Origin of the sequence: Paenibacillus sp. FSL R5-0912 (assembly GCF_000758605.1) — a bacterium.
Taxonomy (GTDB): Bacteria; Bacillota; Bacilli; order Paenibacillales; family Paenibacillaceae; genus Paenibacillus_AQ.
The window spans coordinates 483502-498386 of record NZ_CP009282.1; the positions used below are offsets into that span (position 1 = coordinate 483502).

The window sequence follows — 14885 nt, forward strand, 5'->3', positions numbered from 1 at the left end:
GTACAATGGCTCTTAAGCAGTTCCGGTTATTTCCGCGCAGGTTTGGTTACTACCCTTTTATCTGGCTGATCTATCTGGTATTCCCGATCTTAAATCTTCAGGGCTATAGCGGATACAAATTACTGGGGGGATATGCGCTGGTGGTGATTTTCACGGTCACCTACCGTCAACTCTACTGGACAGAGGGCAAGACCTACTCGGCCTGGCTGGGACTGCAAATGCTGCTGATCGCAGTGTTATGTATAGTGTACAGCCCTTTCAATTTCTATATGGGCTTCTTCACAAGCAATTTTGTCGGCTGGTATACCGATCTGCGCAGGTTCAAACGGGCCTTTGCTGTGTTCACGATGATGGTTGTCGGTCTGGCACTGCTGTCTTTTAGCAAAATGTACGGTACAGAATGGCTATTCCTGTTTCCCTTTGTCATGATGATGCTGATTACTCCTTTTGGCATCCGCTCCATGAACCGCCGGCGGATGCTGGAGAAGGAGCTGGACCAGGCGAATGAGGTCATCAGGGAGATGGTCAAACGCGAGGAGCGGATGCGTATCGCCCGTGATCTGCACGACACGATGGGGCATACGTTGTCGCTGATTACGCTGAAAAGCCAGCTGGTCGAGAAGCTGGCCGTCAAGAATCCCGAACGGGCGCAGGCGGAAGCGCGGGAGATCCAGCGCACTTCACGTGCTGCGCTGCGGCAGGTGCGGGAGCTGGTCTCGGAGATGCGCGCAGTCTCTGTGGCCGAAGAACTGGCGGAGGCCGGGGAGATGCTGCGCAGCGCGGAGATTGGGCTTGAAGTGGACGGAGATGCAGCGCTCCCGGGCGTATCAGACCTGACGCAGAATATTCTCAGCCTCTGCATCAAGGAAGCCGTCACCAATATTGTGAAGCATAGCGGTGCAGACCTGTGCCGGATTGGCATTGAGATGACGGCTGGAGAGGTACGGATTACGGTGGAGGATAACGGAGTTGGAGTCGGGCTGCAGGACGGGCGAGCTGAGGGAGCAGCGCACCGCCGGGACGGCAACGGAATGAAAGGGATGGCCGAGCGGTTGGCCCTGATTGACGGTTCTCTGACCTTGGGCCCGGGAACGGGCAGTGGCATAGGAACAGGAACTGGGACAGGAACATTGTTAACTGTGGTGACGCCAAGAATAGTTAAGGATAGAAAGGACGGGGAAACGGCATGATCAGCATCGTAATTGCCGAGGATCAGCGGCTGCTGCGCGGAGCGATGGCTTCACTGCTCGATTTGGAGGATGATATCGAGGTTGCCGGGGAAGCCGGAGACGGGGCAGAGGCACTGGCCCTGATTGAACGCCTTCAGCCGGATGTATGTCTGATGGATATTGAGATGCCGCTGATGAGCGGTCTGGAGGTTGCGGAGATCCTGAAATCGCGGGGCTGTGCCACCAAAATCATCATCCTGACGACCTTCGCCCGCCCCGGTTATTTCGAGCGGGGCGTGAAGGCCGGGATTCAGGGCTACCTGCTGAAGGATGAGCCGGTGGACAAGCTGGCGGAGGCGATCCGCCGGGTGATGGGCGGGCACCGGGAGGTGTCCCCCGAGCTGGTCTTCGGCAGCCTGCGGGAAGAGAACCCGCTGTCGGACCGGGAGCGGGAGATTCTGAAGCTGGCCGGCGCGGGCCGGAGTGCCGGGGAGATCGCCTCGGCGCTGCATCTATCCTACGGCACCGTCCGCAATTACATCTCGGAGATTCTCGGCAAGCTGGAAGTGAAGAGCCGGATTGAGGCGGTGCGGCTGGCTGAGGAGAAGGGCTGGATGTAGGGCGGGTACTTGATGAATTGAGCTTCTTAAGCTCACATGGAATAGGCATTATGTTGTACGAAGTGCAACTCTGTTCACCGTTAATAGGGTGTTTGAGAGAATTGTTGTACGGAATACAGCAATTCTCCCGCTATGCCGCTTGGAGAAGGAGAAATGCTGCCTTTTGTACAACAATCTTGAATCAGGGGCCGGGATAAGGAGGGGAATGTTGTATTTAGTGCAGGATTTCTCCGGAATTCCGGAAAATGCGCCCCCCACCGCAAACGGCAGGTTCATCGTGAAATGTGAATAGCTAGGTTCAGCATATATGGGCCGAATAGCGGCGACTCCGTCAAAGGCTCTTGGCCTGCTCCTCGCGCATCCACACCGAGAGCTGGCGCTTAAGCTGCAGGAACTCTGGTGCATCGGTGATTTCATCGCGGCGCGGACGCGGGAACGGTACATCGACGGTGTGCAGGACGGAGCCGGGACGTCCGGAGAAGACATAGATGCGGCTGGAGAGCAGCAGCGCTTCTTCGATGTTGTGGGTGATGAACAGCACGGAGCGGCGGTTCTCTTCCCACAGCTCCAGCAGCCAGCGCTGCATCTGCTCGCGCGTCAGCGCATCGAGTGCGCTGAACGGCTCGTCCAGCAGCATCAGCTCCTGCGGAGCGAGCATGGCCCGCAGGAAGGCGGCCCGCTGCTGCATGCCGCCGGACAGCATATGCGGATAAGCGCGCTCGAATCCGCCCAGGCCGACCTTGGCCAGCCAGTGGCGCGCGGCTTCGCGGGCCTGCGGCTGAGGCGCGCCCTGCAGCTCGGCGCCGAGCAGGACGTTGTCCTCTATGCTCCGCCACGGGAACAGCGCGGGCTGCTGCGGCATATAGCTGATCTTGCCGCGCTGCCCGGTAACCGGGACGCCGTCCATGCTGACGGTTCCGGCATCCGGCAGCGTCAGGCCGCCGATAATATGGAACAGGGTGCTTTTGCCGCAGCCGGAAGGGCCGACAATGGAGACGAATTCCTGCGGCGCTACCGTCAGCGACACCTGATCCAGCACATGCGTCTCCCGGCGGCGGTGCGTGAACGACTTGGAGACGCTGCTGACTTCAAGCGCAGGCGGTGCGCTTTTGGCCTCGTCAAGGCTGCTGCCGGGGACGTCCTTCTTGAGCTGTACGGTATTCGTGAGTGGAGACACTTCGGTCAGCTCCTTCTGTATAGAAATCTTTGTACTTAAGCTTTATCTCTAACGTTCTCAGTATAGCGGTGTGTTGTTACCCTATGCGCGTTAAGCTTCCTTGCGCGGCTTCCAGCGCACGAGCCACCGCTCCAGCAGGGCAATCAGCGCGAACAGCACCAGACTCAGCAGCACAATAATGACAATGGCCACGAACATCCGGTCCGTGCGGTAAGAGGCCTTTTGCAGCAGCATATAATAGCCGATCCCTTTGTCCGCGCCGATCCACTCGGCAACCACTGCGCCCATGACAGCATAGGTCGCGGAGATTTTGAGCCCTGAGAACAGGGAGGGCAGGGAGCCGGGAAGCTCCAGCTTGGTGAAGATCTGCCAGTTGCTTGCGCCGGCCATTTTCATATAGTTCAACATTACCCGGTCGCTTTGCGCCAGCCCGCCCATGGCCGCTACAGCAACTGGGAAGAAGCAGACGAGGGTGATCAGGACGATTTTGGGCAGCAGGCCGAAGCCGAACCAGATAATCAGCAGCGGTCCAAGGGCAATGGAGGGCACATTCTGGCTGAGGATCAGCAGCGGATAGAGTGCTCTTTTGAGCCAGGGCAGCAGATGGAGCAGCAGGGCGACAATGAGGCCGATGCCGGTGCCGACCGGGAAGCCGATCAGGGTCAGGCGCAGCGTTGCGGCCGTATGCGCCCAGATCCCGGAGGCGTTGCCGCGTGATTCACGCGCGATATCGGACGGGCTCGGCAGCTGCCAGGCCGGGATATGGAACACCGATACCGCAATTTGCCATGCGCCCAGAAAAAAGATGACCGCCACAAGGGGCGGCCAGATTTGTCTCCAGGTGCTTCTCACGGCCGGTATTTCTCCGTCAGCTTGTCCATGCTAATACCGCTGGGATTATGGGCGATCTTGATCTGGGAGATCACGCTCGGGCTGCCGGAGGCAATCAGTGCCTCATGCATCTGACGTACAACTTCCAGCAGCTCCGTGAGCTCGCCTTCCATGGTAGTATCAAGCGGATTCACCTGGTGCTTGACCCCCGACTTCTGAATTACCTCAATCGCAGTGTCCACGTAAGGGATCGAATCCTCATTGTTTGGAGTCTTGGGAATTACCTGAATGCTAAGCAGTGTATTAGCCATTTATTATTCATTCCTCTCATGTAAGTTAGGGTCAGTATTATTCCACCCGGTGTTTACTGGCCTTCCGGCAAAAATTCATTCGTAAATGTACTTGCGGCATCCAGCGGTTTGTCCAGCAGCTTCAGGCCGTACATCCACTCTGCGTAATTCTGCCAGATTTCAAGCTTCTGCTCCCCCCAGCGGGCGGCATCGTCCTTGTATTTCGGGCTGAGCCATTTCTGGCTGGCCAGCACCAGCTCGGGATCAAGATCAGGCACTGCATCGGACAGGACTGTGGCCGCCTCTTCCGGATGATCGATCGCGTATTGATATCCTTTCGACGTAGCTTTGAGGAAAGCCTTCACCACTTCCGGATGCTCGGCAATTTCCTTCTCACTGGTGGTCAGCACCGGTGTGTAGTAATCCAGCTGCGGCGCATAATCCTTCAGGTACAGCATATCCAGCGGCTCGCCGCGCAGTTCGGCTTCGATCCCGGTCCAGGCGTAGAAGATCCAGGCAAAGTCGATATCGCGTTTCACCGCAGTGAAGAAGTCGGATTCACCAATGTTTACCAGCTTCACTTTTTTGACATCTCCGCCTTCCGGATCCATGATCGCTTTCATGGCCGCTTCTTCCGCAGGAGAGCCCCAGCCTCCGTAGGTTTTGCCTTCGAAGTCTTTCGGCGTCTTAATATTGCGGTCCTTCGGAGCGGCAAAGCCGGAGGTATTATGCTGAATGATAGCGGCGATAGATACGAGCGGCACATCCTGCAGGCGGGCCAGGGTGAGCGCCTCCTGTGCACTGATGCCAAACTGGGCTTCACCGGAAGTAACCATCGTGTCAGACCCGGCAGCGCCAGGCTGCACAATCTCTACATCCAGACCTTCCTCAGCGTAATACCCCAGCTCCTTGGCGGCATACAGGCCGGTGTGATTCGTGTTCGGCGTCCAGTCCAGCGCAATCTTAACCGGGGTAAGCTCTATAGGCGCGTCGGTGGTACTGGCGGCTGCGGTTGCTTCAGGTGTAGCGGTGCTGCTCCCGGCGGCAGGTGTGCTGCCTCCGGCATTTCCTGCGTTACTGTTTCCGCCCCCGCATCCGGCTATCGCAATAACCAGCATAGAGCTGAGCAGCAGCGGTAATACTTTTTTGACTCCCATTTCTCTTCTCTCTCCTTCCAGCAATCCCTAGTCTTCCAAAATTCAGAGTAACCCATACCAAAAAGCGCCCCGGAGACCGGGACGCCAGTTACTTGCGCAAGGTGAGCTCAACTTCAGGCCTATGAAGGGGCTCGGGGTTGAATGAAGATTCCTACGCTGGCATTATCCAGATCAGGTATAAGGGTCAGTATCTTGTGGGATACAATCTCAGCCGGCCAATTCCAGCACCCCTGGTTCTATGAAGTTCACGGGTATTGCTATGTTCTTACGGTGTATTATAGACGCCAGCTTCCTGGTTGTCCAGCCTCCCCCTCAATCCCTATCATAGAACCGCTTCTTACGGCGGCTGCGTATTCCGTTCCACACCTCTCTCAGCGTCAGGCCCAGACTGACTGCGATCCCGGAGAAGGTGAGGAACAGCGCCAGGTACTCAAACGCAGAGTACTCCAGCATTTTGCTCCAATCGATCGGTGCCTTCAAGTCCTCAATGACCTGATTCATCCCGTAAATCCCGCTTATTACCGTAAATACAGTCAGGACCATCAGCAGCGTATCCCGGCGTTTGGCCTGGAATTTATCCTGATACTGGAACAGGTCATTCAAGGTCATCTTCACTTCATCGAACAGGGCGTCGTTGCCGTAAACCTTGCGCAGCTGGAAGAAGATCTCCCGTCCCTGCGACTGCGAAATCAGCTCCAGAAAGTAGAACTTGGCCGAGAACTTATTAATCAGGAAGATCAGATTCTCGATCTCGTCATAATCGTGGTTGATGCGCAGCCGGGAATGCAGATTGGCCAGCTTCAGCAGCACGATTTTATGAAAAACACTCAGCAGAAGCCCATAATAATACTCCCCGTACATCTGGTTAATCAACGGGGTGGCGATGTCAGATTCGGCCCGGCTCAGGCAGCAGAAGGTCTGCTCATTGGTCATATAATAGGTGTCCGGCCCCCAGCGGCTGTAGCAATGTTCAGAGGTGTACTGCTCGATATATTCGGGATCGCTGGCACTGGTATAAGGCTTGCCCTCCATACTCAGCCCATCCAGCTGGGAGGCACGGTAGCGCAGCAGGGTACTGATCTCCTCCGATTCTTCTTCGCGGTTGAAGCCGTAGAAAGCCTGCACCAGCATCCGTTCGTCCACGAAAAAAGGCAAGGTCTCGAAATACGCGCCATCGATCTCCGCAGGGTCGAGAAACGGCTCCAGCCCGGCAATCAGATTCTTGAATACGAAATCCTCCACCTGGCCGAAAGACTTCTTATGACAATGGATAAAGGACTGCTTATCCTGGTAGGATACGTCCTCCAGTGTACGGAAGCGGTCGGCGAATTCCAGCGCAGTGCTGAAGGAGAGATGCTCTTCTTCAATAGCCGTTCTTATGGTCAGGAAGCCCAAATCAAACGGACAGAGGAACACATCCGTGGACAGCACGCGGAAATTTACGGATTGAAACGGCATTTCAAGCTGGCACTGCAGATTGTTCACCCGGGAAAAGCGGCGGAAGGAATCAGCATCCTTCTCACGCGGAAAGAGGACATGAGCGGCGAACGGCAGGTAGCTGCGCTCCATTCTCTCATGGGAGACGCAGTAGCCCTCCCCGTAATAGGCATGCTCAAGATCCTTGTTATCGAGAAAAAAACGCGTAAACCCGTCCTGCTGCAGACGCTGGGCCAGTTCTTGGTCCTGTCCGGCCTTGAGGGAGAAGGGGAAAATGAATTGCAGCAATGCAGTATGCAGCAGCGGTTCAGGTCTGTCGGAGTGCAGCTCAGCCATATAGGGATTCCGTCCTTATTCACAGGATATTGATCTCTTGCTATATTACCCGATTTTCCAGGCAGCCACGCTAAGCAGGAATAATACGGCGGCAAAAGCGGCCAGAAGCCCTGAGGTCTGGGCCACCTGCATATGGTCCATGGACCAGCCGGTCAGCAGCGGCAGCACCGCGCCGCCGATTCCGCCCGAGGCGATCATGATGCTTGGCGTGGATTCCTCCGCACCGGGCAGCAGCTTGCTTGCGAAGACTAGGGCGATGGAGAAGATGCCGGACATGAACAGCCCGAGCAGCAGAATGACGGCGAATGCGGCAATCCGGTGCTCGGCGAACGGGAAAATAACCAGCAGCAGCAAAGCGGCGAAGCAGCTGAGGAGCACGTAGATGCGGTAGGAAATCCGCTCGGCAACCACACCGGCGAACAGTCTGCCCGCCGACATAGCCAGCCAGAAGAAGGTAACCGTCAGCGCTGCCGCAGCTTCGCTCATGCCCAGCTTGGCGATGAAGATCGCCGGCATGAAATTGACCAGACTCATCTCGGTACCTACATAGAGAAAGAAGAAGACGATGAACAGTCCAAGGAGTACCCACTGTTTGCCCTTGTACGGCAGGCGTCCGGATTTACCGGCAACGGATACTGTTCCGGGTGCTGTTGCGTCTGCGAAGGCAGCGGCAGCGGCAGTGCGTAAAGGCCGCTCATCCAGCACACCCTGGAGCGGACCGAAGCTGCTCTTCGCCCAGAAGAGCAGTGAAACCAGAGAAAAGGCGGCAACGATCAGGAAAGCCAGCCTCCAGCTGCCGGCGGCAATCAGCGGACTTGCGGCCAGCGGCATGAGCAGCGCGCCTACACCGAACAGCACCTCCAGCCGGCTCATGGCAATTGCCGTCCCTTCGGTGATCGCGGCGATAATAATCGTGCCGATGACGGCTTCGATCATGCCGAAGCCGAAGCCTGCGGCAACCGCAATCACGTACATCCAGCCCCAGGGCGGGAGGAAGGCGTACGCCGTTTCGGCGCAGACCAGCAGCCCGGTGGCGATCAGGATGCCGCCGCGTTTGCCGAAGCGGCGGTTCAGCAGCGGCGAGACCAGCACACCGGCGAGGAAGCCGCCGAACTGGCTGAAGATCAGCTCGCCCCCGGCACTGTAGCTGCGGTCATAATGCTGAAGCAGCACAGGCAGAATAGAGCCCAGTACCACATGGGCAAGCCCGATGACGAAATAGGAGAGACAGCCGATCCAGATTAATTTTTTCAAGGGGAGAGACTCCTTCTGGGTGAATTTATGAACATAATCCGGATTCATTATGAACCGAACGGGTACACTATAATAAGCACAGTTTTTATAATAAATCCAAACTGCGGATGTGAATATATAAACTTATGTTCACATGAATTCGAAAGGAGCTTTCTCGTCAATGGATAACAAAGAGCTGGAGAAAACGATCATACAGGCGCTGGATGACAACAAGTTCGGGTCCTTCGGCACGATAGAAGCCGGCAACAAACCTAAGGTGCGTTATATGGCGGTATTTCATGACGGATTGAACATTTATCTGGCTACGAACCGCAAGACCCATAAGGTAGAGGAGCTTAAGGATAATCCGAATGCTTGCCTGCTGCTGGGTTACGAGCAGGGTGGCGGCAAGGATGTGCTGGAGATTGAAGCCACAGTAGCTGTCACCAAAGATGAGGGTTTGCGTTCGAAAGTATGGAACACATCCTTGGAGCAATGGTTCAAGGGACCGGATGATCCCGACTATGTAATCCTGGAGCTATCTCCGACACGGATTGAATATATGGGTAAAAATAAGGAACACGGTGTATGGCAGGGAGCAACTGCGGTATCCAAGTAAGTAAGCAACGGTACTGAAAGGACCCGGTCCATTATAATAATAGAGGCAATGTTTATGATCAGGCCTTTCCTGAGCCGTAGGGTTCGGGAAAGGCCTCGCCGTGTTGTGCAAATATAAGAAGTTACAGGTTTCACACGATAACTTATCCTTCTATTTCTCGCTGAAACGGATACCGTCCTTTAAAAAGGACGGTATCCGTTTCCACTTGTGCATCTCGCAAATAATAGATGGGACATGGGAAACCATGCTATACTTGCCTCAGTATTTTGACATCCTGAGGCGGAGGCGATTGCTATGAATTGTGTTGACTGCGCTGACATAGACCCGATTGAAGATGAAGGGGAGCTGAAGCTGCGCCCCTATTCTGTTCCGCTTGCCGCTGCGGTAAGGAATGCAGGATATGAAGTATTCGGGACAAGCAGGACCTGTATCATCCCCTACCGCTCCAAAGAAGATTTGCTGGATCTGTTAGGACGGCTGGAGGTATTCGAGGAGCAGCAGCAGATCTCCTTGTCTTTGTGTATTAAGGGCAGAGGAGCCCGCATTTCTCTGGAGCGCTGGCTGACTCTCGATCAGCTGAAGGTCCGCTTTTCCAGCGAGAATCTGGTTTCGATTATTATGAGCCATGATTTCTGCAGCCACATGCAGCCGATTGTGAATTTCTCCGAAGAGATTATTGGCTTTGAACTGCTGCTGCGGCCGCTGCCGCAAGGGAATCATTTTCAGCCGTATGAGCTGTTTGAGATTGCCCGGCGCACAGGATTCCATTCCTTTCTTGACCGCGCCGCCAGGATCTCAGCCATTGAGACGAGTGCAAGAATGCTGCCGAAGGGCATCAAGCGGTTCATTAACTTCCTGCCCTCCTCTATTTATAATCCTAAGTACTGTCTCACGCATACCTTTGAGACGATTCAGCGGCTGGATCAGAATCCCGAGGATTATGTATTTGAAGTGGTGGAAACGGAAAAAATAAACGATATGTCGCATCTCCGCGCCATTTTTGCCGAATACCGCCAGCAGGGGATGCTGGTTGCGCTGGATGATGTCGGTGCGGGGTATTCGACGGTAGAATTGATGTCCAGCCTGCAGCCGGATTATGTCAAAATCGACCGTGATTTGATCAGCTTCTGCGATCAGAATAAGGGCAAGCAGACCATTCTGCGGGATATTATCTCCCGGGCCAGGGATTTCGGTGCAAAGGTGCTCGCCGAGGGAATCGAGCGCCGTGAGGAGTTTCTCTTCTGCCGTGACCTCGGCATGGATCTGGGGCAGGGGTATCTCTTCGGGAAGCCGGAAGAGAAGCCGCCGGCACATTTCGGATTCAGTGCCTGAATTAGCAAGATCCATTCTCCCCGGAGCGCAGCCCTGAACACTGCCTGTTTCCGGGGATTTGTTATGTTACTTGAAGGAGAGAGGGGAGAAATTCTGCGTGGGTGTTACAGTACTATATGTAGAAGATGACCGTGAGATAGGCAACGCAGTATCAGCGGATCTGCGGGAACGGGAGTATGCTGTCCGCTGGCTGGAGAGCGGAGAAGGCGCGCTGGAAGCGGCTGAGGGCTGCCAACTGGTGATACTGGATGTGATGCTTCCGGGACTTGACGGGTTCACCGTTGGTCAACGGCTGAAGCGGGCCTATCCGGAGCTGCCGATCCTGATGCTCTCGGCTCGCACCTCTATTGACGATAAGCTACAGGGACTGGATTTCGCCGATGATTATCTGACCAAGCCGTTTCATCCCGATGAGCTGGCGGCCAGAATGGAGGTCCTCTTAAGAAGAAGCGGCACTGCTGCACCTGCTCCCATAATGCTTAAGCATCTGGTGGTCAGGCCGGGCAGCAGTGTAGTTATGGAAGCTGCGAGCGGGCGGGAGATTATGCTTACCGGCAAGCAGTTCCAGATCTTCTCTTACCTGCTGCGGCATCTTGGGCAGGTTCTGACTAAGGAGCAGATTTATGAAGCCGTCTGGGGCGAAAGCTATATTGAAGGCGACAAGACACTTATGGTACATATCCGTTATCTGCGCGAGAAGCTGGAGCTTGATCCGGCTGCGCCGGAGATTATTGAGACGGTCAGGGGTATCGGTTACCGGGTGAGAGGATGAAGGGGTTAAGGCGGTTCCAATCTCTGCGCCGTTCCCTGCTCTTCCGTTATCTGCTTATTATTCTGGCTGCGCTGTTGTTCATTCCTGTTATTGTTCCAATCACTATCACACTGTATAGCATCTTCGGTGGATTCACCCGTGAAGACACTCCTAAGGAGTATGCCCTGTATTCCAGTGTTGGCAAGCTGGAACTCATGTGGCATGACGAAGCGCGTAAGCTGCTCGGCCAGCCGCCGGAGGGTATCACTCAGCGGCTCCGGTCATTGAGCGAAACCTATCATCTGGCCAGAATATTCTGGGTAGATAACGAGGGTAGAACACAACTGATCACGGAGCCCTCAGGTCCCCCGCTGCTGCAGGGCGGATACTCCGTCAAGGAAGTACCCTCCTATTGGACAGCCGTAGAGGCGGTGTCCTTCATGAAGGACAGCACGGCGCTTAAACCGCTGGCGATTGTTGCTTTTGTAGGGGATCAGGCTGAAGCCGGAGAAGGCTTCATGGTCATGCAGATTCCCGAAGAAATCAAGAATGCAAAATATGCCGCAGGCCTGGACAAATGGTATTCGATTGCAATACTGGGGTTCTTAATAGCCTTCGTGGTTAGCTCTTGGCTCTTCTTCATTATGATCCGCAGAAGGCTGCTGCGGCTACAGACCGCCATGGTTTTTACCGGGCGTGAAGGCCTGCCCCAGTTGGTTCCTCCGGGCAAGCCTGATGAAATCGGGCGGCTTGAGGAGGCATTCAATACGATGGTGACAGAGCTTGCCGCCAGCCGCTCCAGAGAGACAGAAGAAGAGGGCCTGCGCAAGCGCCTGGTTGCCAACCTGTCACATGATCTGCGGACTCCGCTGACCGTGATCCGCAGCCATCTGCATGTGCTGGGCAAGGAGGATTTATCGGCGCGCGGCCAGGAATCCCTTGAGCTGATGGATCAGCGGATTGAGAGTCTCGGAGGGCTGATTGACAATCTGCTGGCCTATAATCTGCTGAACAGCGGGCGGATGACGCTCAAGCTGGAGCGGAAGGATGTGCTGAGACTGCTGCGGGAGACCGCTGCGGCCTGGTATCCGCTATGGGAGAAAGAGGGGTATCAGATTGAGATTGATCTGGAAGCAGCGCCGCTCTACTGGAATGTTGATGTCAGCTGGTTCCGCAGGGTGCTTGACAATTTGTTTCAGAATATTCTGCGTCATGCGCGCAGCGGTCTGTATGTAGGGATATTTACAGAGATCCGCGGCGGTAACCGTGTCCTTGTAATCTCGGACCATGGCGGCGGCCTGGACGGGAGTACCGATTCCAAAGGGGCGGGCCTTGGCCTGTCCATTGTTGATCTGCTGCTGAAGCGGATGGAGCTGGAATGGAGTATGGAGAGTACGGGGCAGGGCACCGAGATTACAATCTGGAAGCGGCTGCCGGACCGGATAATTTTAAACAAAATTTAAACTTGCTGCTTCCGCGCTTTTAACCTTGGGACGTTATGCTGAATACCGAGGTGAAGAGAATGAAGGATACAGTAATAGAAACAAGAGATCTGCTTAAGGAATACCGTGGCCGTGCGGCCGTGAAGGAGCTGAATCTGAATATCAGACAAGGGGAAATCTATGGATTCCTCGGTCCGAACGGCGCCGGCAAAACAACAACGATCCGTATGCTGCTGGGTCTGATTAAGCCGACCTCCGGCAGTATCGAAATTTTTGGCCGGGAGCTGCGCCGTAACAAACTGCAAATCCTGCGCAAAGTAGGCTCTCTGGTGGAGTCCCCTTCCTATTACGGGCATCTGAGTGCCCTGGATAACCTGGAGGCAATCCGCCGGATTCTGGATGTGCCGAAGGCGCGCATTGCCGAGGTGCTGGATATTGTCTCGCTTACCGGGGAAGAGAAACGGCCGGTCAAAGGTTACTCGCTGGGTATGAAGCAGCGTCTCGGGATTGCCGCTGCCCTGCTTGGCAGCCCGGAGCTGCTGATTCTGGATGAGCCGACTAACGGATTGGACCCGTCAGGGATTCAGGAAATCCGCTCCCTGATTAAGCGGATGCCGGAGGAACAGGGGATCACGGTCCTGGTATCCAGCCATCTGCTTAGCGAAATCGAGCAGATGGCCGGAACCGTTGGTATTATCCGTGAGGGGCAGATGGTCTATCAGGATACGATTGCCCATCTGCAGGAGCAGGCGGCAGGCAATCTAAGCCTGGCGGTATCGGAGCCGGAAGCTGCGCTGGTGACTGCACTGCGGCGCGGGTGCGGCGGTGAGCTGCAGGAAGGAAGGCTGATCCTGCCCCGGATGAGTGATGCCAGAGTATCGCTACTGGTCAAAGAGCTGGTCGAGGATGGCCATGCGGTCTACAGAGTGGAAGAGCACAGACAATCGCTGGAGGAATTCTTCCTGCAGGTGGTTGGGGGAGGGCAATCATGATGTGGCGTGCGTTGTCAGCGGACTGGCTCAAAATCCGCGGCAAAGGCTTATGGTTCCTGGTGTTCCTCGGACCGGTCGGCCTGATTGCCATGCAGGGATTGAATTTCGGGCTCCGCTATGATTATCTGCGGGAACAATACCAGGCGGATTTGTGGGGAGGCCTGCTTCGCAATGTGTCCGATTTCGTGCCCGTAGCCCTGTATCTCGGCGGGACACTGGTCTGCTCGCTGATTGCAAATATCGAGCATCAGACGAGTTCGTGGAAGCAACTGCTGGCGTTGCCTGTCTCGCGCACGGCTGTGTTCATGTCCAAGCTGCTGATCTGCCTGATGCTACTTGTGGTGTCATGTCTCCTGCTGTCGGCAGGAACTGTCTTCCTGGGTCTGCTGCTCGGATTCGGTACACAGCCCATTCCTTATGCCGATGTCCTGCGGATAGGATTTGCTTCTTACGCAGCGGCTCTGCCTGTCATTGTGCTGCAGCTGTGGCTGTCCTTGTCCAGCCGTAACCAGACGCTTCCCGTATCTCTGGGTATGACATTGTCACTGCTCAGCCTGTTCTCGTTATTCCTCTCCGAGTGGATTCCTCTCTCCTGGCCTACCCTGGCCTGGAGTGCCCAGCGCCCCTGGTTGTTCAGCGGAGCGGGTCTGCTCCTTGGAGTCATAGTGCTGCTGCCGGGAGCCCTGCATTTCGCCCGAAAGGATGTGGCCTGAAGATGAGACCATTCTTGCGAATTATGTCTGCGGAGCGGCTGAAGATGTCGGGGTCCTGGGTCTGGCTGCTGGTGCTGATCAGCCCGCTGATCGCCTTGGCCGTAGGGGCTGTCGCAGACCGGCAACCGGACGGGGTATTCACCTGGCAGGTGTTGCTCAGTGCCATGTCGGTTATTCACGCCATGTTATTCCTTCCGGTGCTCTCGGGCATCTTCGCGGCTCTGATCTGCCGGGGTGAGCATAGTGACGGCGGCTGGAAGCTGCTGCTTGCCTTGCCGGTTAGACGGACCTCGGTATACCTGGCCAAATATACAATGGTTATGGCGCTCCTGGCTGCTGTGCAGCTGTTGTTTCTTGCAGCTCTGCTAGGGATGGGATTGTACCGCGGTGCAGAAGGAGCGATTCCCTGGGAGCTGCTGCTGACCAGCCTGTTAGGCGGCTGGTTCGCCTGCCTGCCGTTGGCTGCGCTGCAGCTGGCCGTATCCCAGGGCTGGAGCAGCTTTGGCGCTCCTCTTGCGCTAAATGTATGCTTCACCATCCCCAATATCCTGATCGCGAACTCAGCAACATACGGGCCGTATTATCCATGGGTGCAGCCAATGCTTGCCATGTCGCCATTCGGGGAGGACCGGTTCGGCGCGTTCAACCTGCCAGTGGAGAGTCTTATGATTGTAGTGTCCGGCAGCCTGGCGTTATTCCTGGGAGCGGGGTTGTTCTTCTTTTGGCGTAAAGCGGTATAAAGGCTGGGTTATTGCGGAGTAGGATATAAAAATTTTTTTTGTGTGT

At 55.6% G+C, this 14885-nt stretch carries 15 protein-coding genes and 1 riboswitch; of the genes, 9 read left to right on the forward strand and 6 right to left on the reverse strand.

What is annotated here, in order from left to right; genetic code table 11:
* The first annotated feature begins 5 nt into the window (after positions 1 to 5).
* The gene (locus R50912_RS02110; protein ID WP_042232038.1) at positions 6 to 1190 is read left to right on the forward strand and encodes a sensor histidine kinase; all 1185 of its coding nucleotides are present in this window, start codon (positions 6 to 8) and stop codon (positions 1188 to 1190) included.
* Positions 1187 to 1789 carry a response regulator transcription factor gene (locus R50912_RS02115; RefSeq protein WP_042232040.1) on the forward strand — a complete coding sequence of 201 codons (603 nt, stop codon included), beginning with the start codon at positions 1187 to 1189 and terminating at the stop codon, positions 1787 to 1789. The genes R50912_RS02110 and R50912_RS02115 overlap by 4 nt, the downstream gene beginning before the upstream one ends.
* Before the next feature lie 331 nt (positions 1790 to 2120).
* Here the strand turns inward: R50912_RS02115 and R50912_RS02120 are convergent, their stop codons facing one another.
* From R50912_RS02120 to R50912_RS02145, 6 genes are all read right to left on the reverse strand, one after another.
* Positions 2121 to 2966 (reverse strand): ABC transporter ATP-binding protein, encoded by an 846-nt coding sequence (locus tag R50912_RS02120; RefSeq protein WP_042232042.1) that lies wholly within the window; start codon positions 2964 to 2966, stop codon positions 2121 to 2123.
* A 90-nt stretch (positions 2967 to 3056) separates the two neighbouring features.
* On the reverse strand, positions 3057 to 3818 hold the full coding sequence (locus tag R50912_RS02125; protein WP_042232045.1) for an ABC transporter permease: 762 nt from the start codon (positions 3816 to 3818) through the stop codon (positions 3057 to 3059).
* Complete coding sequence (locus R50912_RS02130; protein WP_039299512.1) at positions 3815 to 4108, reverse strand: thiamine-binding protein; 294 nt, start codon at positions 4106 to 4108, stop codon at positions 3815 to 3817. Before R50912_RS02130 ends, R50912_RS02125 begins: the two co-directional genes overlap by 4 nt.
* Positions 4109 to 4161: 53 nt before the next feature.
* Positions 4162 to 5244: an ABC transporter substrate-binding protein gene (locus R50912_RS02135; protein ID WP_042232048.1), complete on the reverse strand. Its 1083-nt coding sequence runs from the start codon at positions 5242 to 5244 to the stop codon at positions 4162 to 4164.
* A 131-nt stretch (positions 5245 to 5375) separates the two neighbouring features.
* A riboswitch (TPP riboswitch) is annotated at positions 5376 to 5486 on the reverse strand.
* Between the two features lie 70 nt (positions 5487 to 5556).
* Positions 5557 to 7017: a hypothetical protein gene (locus R50912_RS02140; protein WP_042232051.1), complete on the reverse strand. Its 1461-nt coding sequence runs from the start codon at positions 7015 to 7017 to the stop codon at positions 5557 to 5559.
* A gap of 45 nt (positions 7018 to 7062) precedes the next feature.
* Positions 7063 to 8271 (reverse strand): MFS transporter, encoded by a 1209-nt coding sequence (locus R50912_RS02145; RefSeq protein WP_042232053.1) that lies wholly within the window; start codon positions 8269 to 8271, stop codon positions 7063 to 7065.
* Between the two features lie 160 nt (positions 8272 to 8431).
* On the opposite strand from R50912_RS02145, the gene R50912_RS02150 reads away from it, so the two are divergent.
* The 7 genes from R50912_RS02150 to R50912_RS02180 all read left to right on the forward strand — a co-directional run bounded on the left by R50912_RS02150 (position 8432) and on the right by R50912_RS02180 (position 14839).
* Entirely contained in the window at positions 8432 to 8869 is a 438-nt protein-coding gene (locus R50912_RS02150) for a pyridoxamine 5'-phosphate oxidase family protein (RefSeq protein WP_042232054.1), read from the forward strand.
* Positions 8870 to 9163: 294 nt separating this feature from the next.
* Positions 9164 to 10201 carry an EAL domain-containing protein gene (locus R50912_RS02155; protein WP_042232056.1) on the forward strand — a complete coding sequence of 346 codons (1038 nt, stop codon included), beginning with the start codon at positions 9164 to 9166 and terminating at the stop codon, positions 10199 to 10201.
* Between the two features lie 97 nt (positions 10202 to 10298).
* Entirely contained in the window at positions 10299 to 10973 is a 675-nt protein-coding gene (locus R50912_RS02160; RefSeq protein ID WP_042232058.1) for a response regulator transcription factor, read from the forward strand.
* On the forward strand, positions 10970 to 12415 hold the full coding sequence (locus tag R50912_RS02165) for a sensor histidine kinase (protein ID WP_042232060.1): 1446 nt from the start codon (positions 10970 to 10972) through the stop codon (positions 12413 to 12415). The genes R50912_RS02160 and R50912_RS02165 overlap by 4 nt, the downstream gene beginning before the upstream one ends.
* A gap of 59 nt (positions 12416 to 12474) precedes the next feature.
* Positions 12475 to 13386, forward strand: coding sequence for an ABC transporter ATP-binding protein (locus R50912_RS02170; RefSeq protein WP_042232062.1), 912 nt, complete (start codon positions 12475 to 12477; stop codon positions 13384 to 13386).
* Entirely contained in the window at positions 13383 to 14099 is a 717-nt protein-coding gene (locus tag R50912_RS02175; protein ID WP_042232063.1) for an ABC transporter permease, read from the forward strand. The genes R50912_RS02170 and R50912_RS02175 overlap by 4 nt, the downstream gene beginning before the upstream one ends.
* 2 nt (positions 14100 to 14101) lie before the next feature.
* Complete coding sequence (locus tag R50912_RS02180) at positions 14102 to 14839, forward strand: ABC transporter permease (RefSeq protein ID WP_042232066.1); 738 nt, start codon at positions 14102 to 14104, stop codon at positions 14837 to 14839.
* Positions 14840 to 14885: the final 46 nt, after the last annotated feature.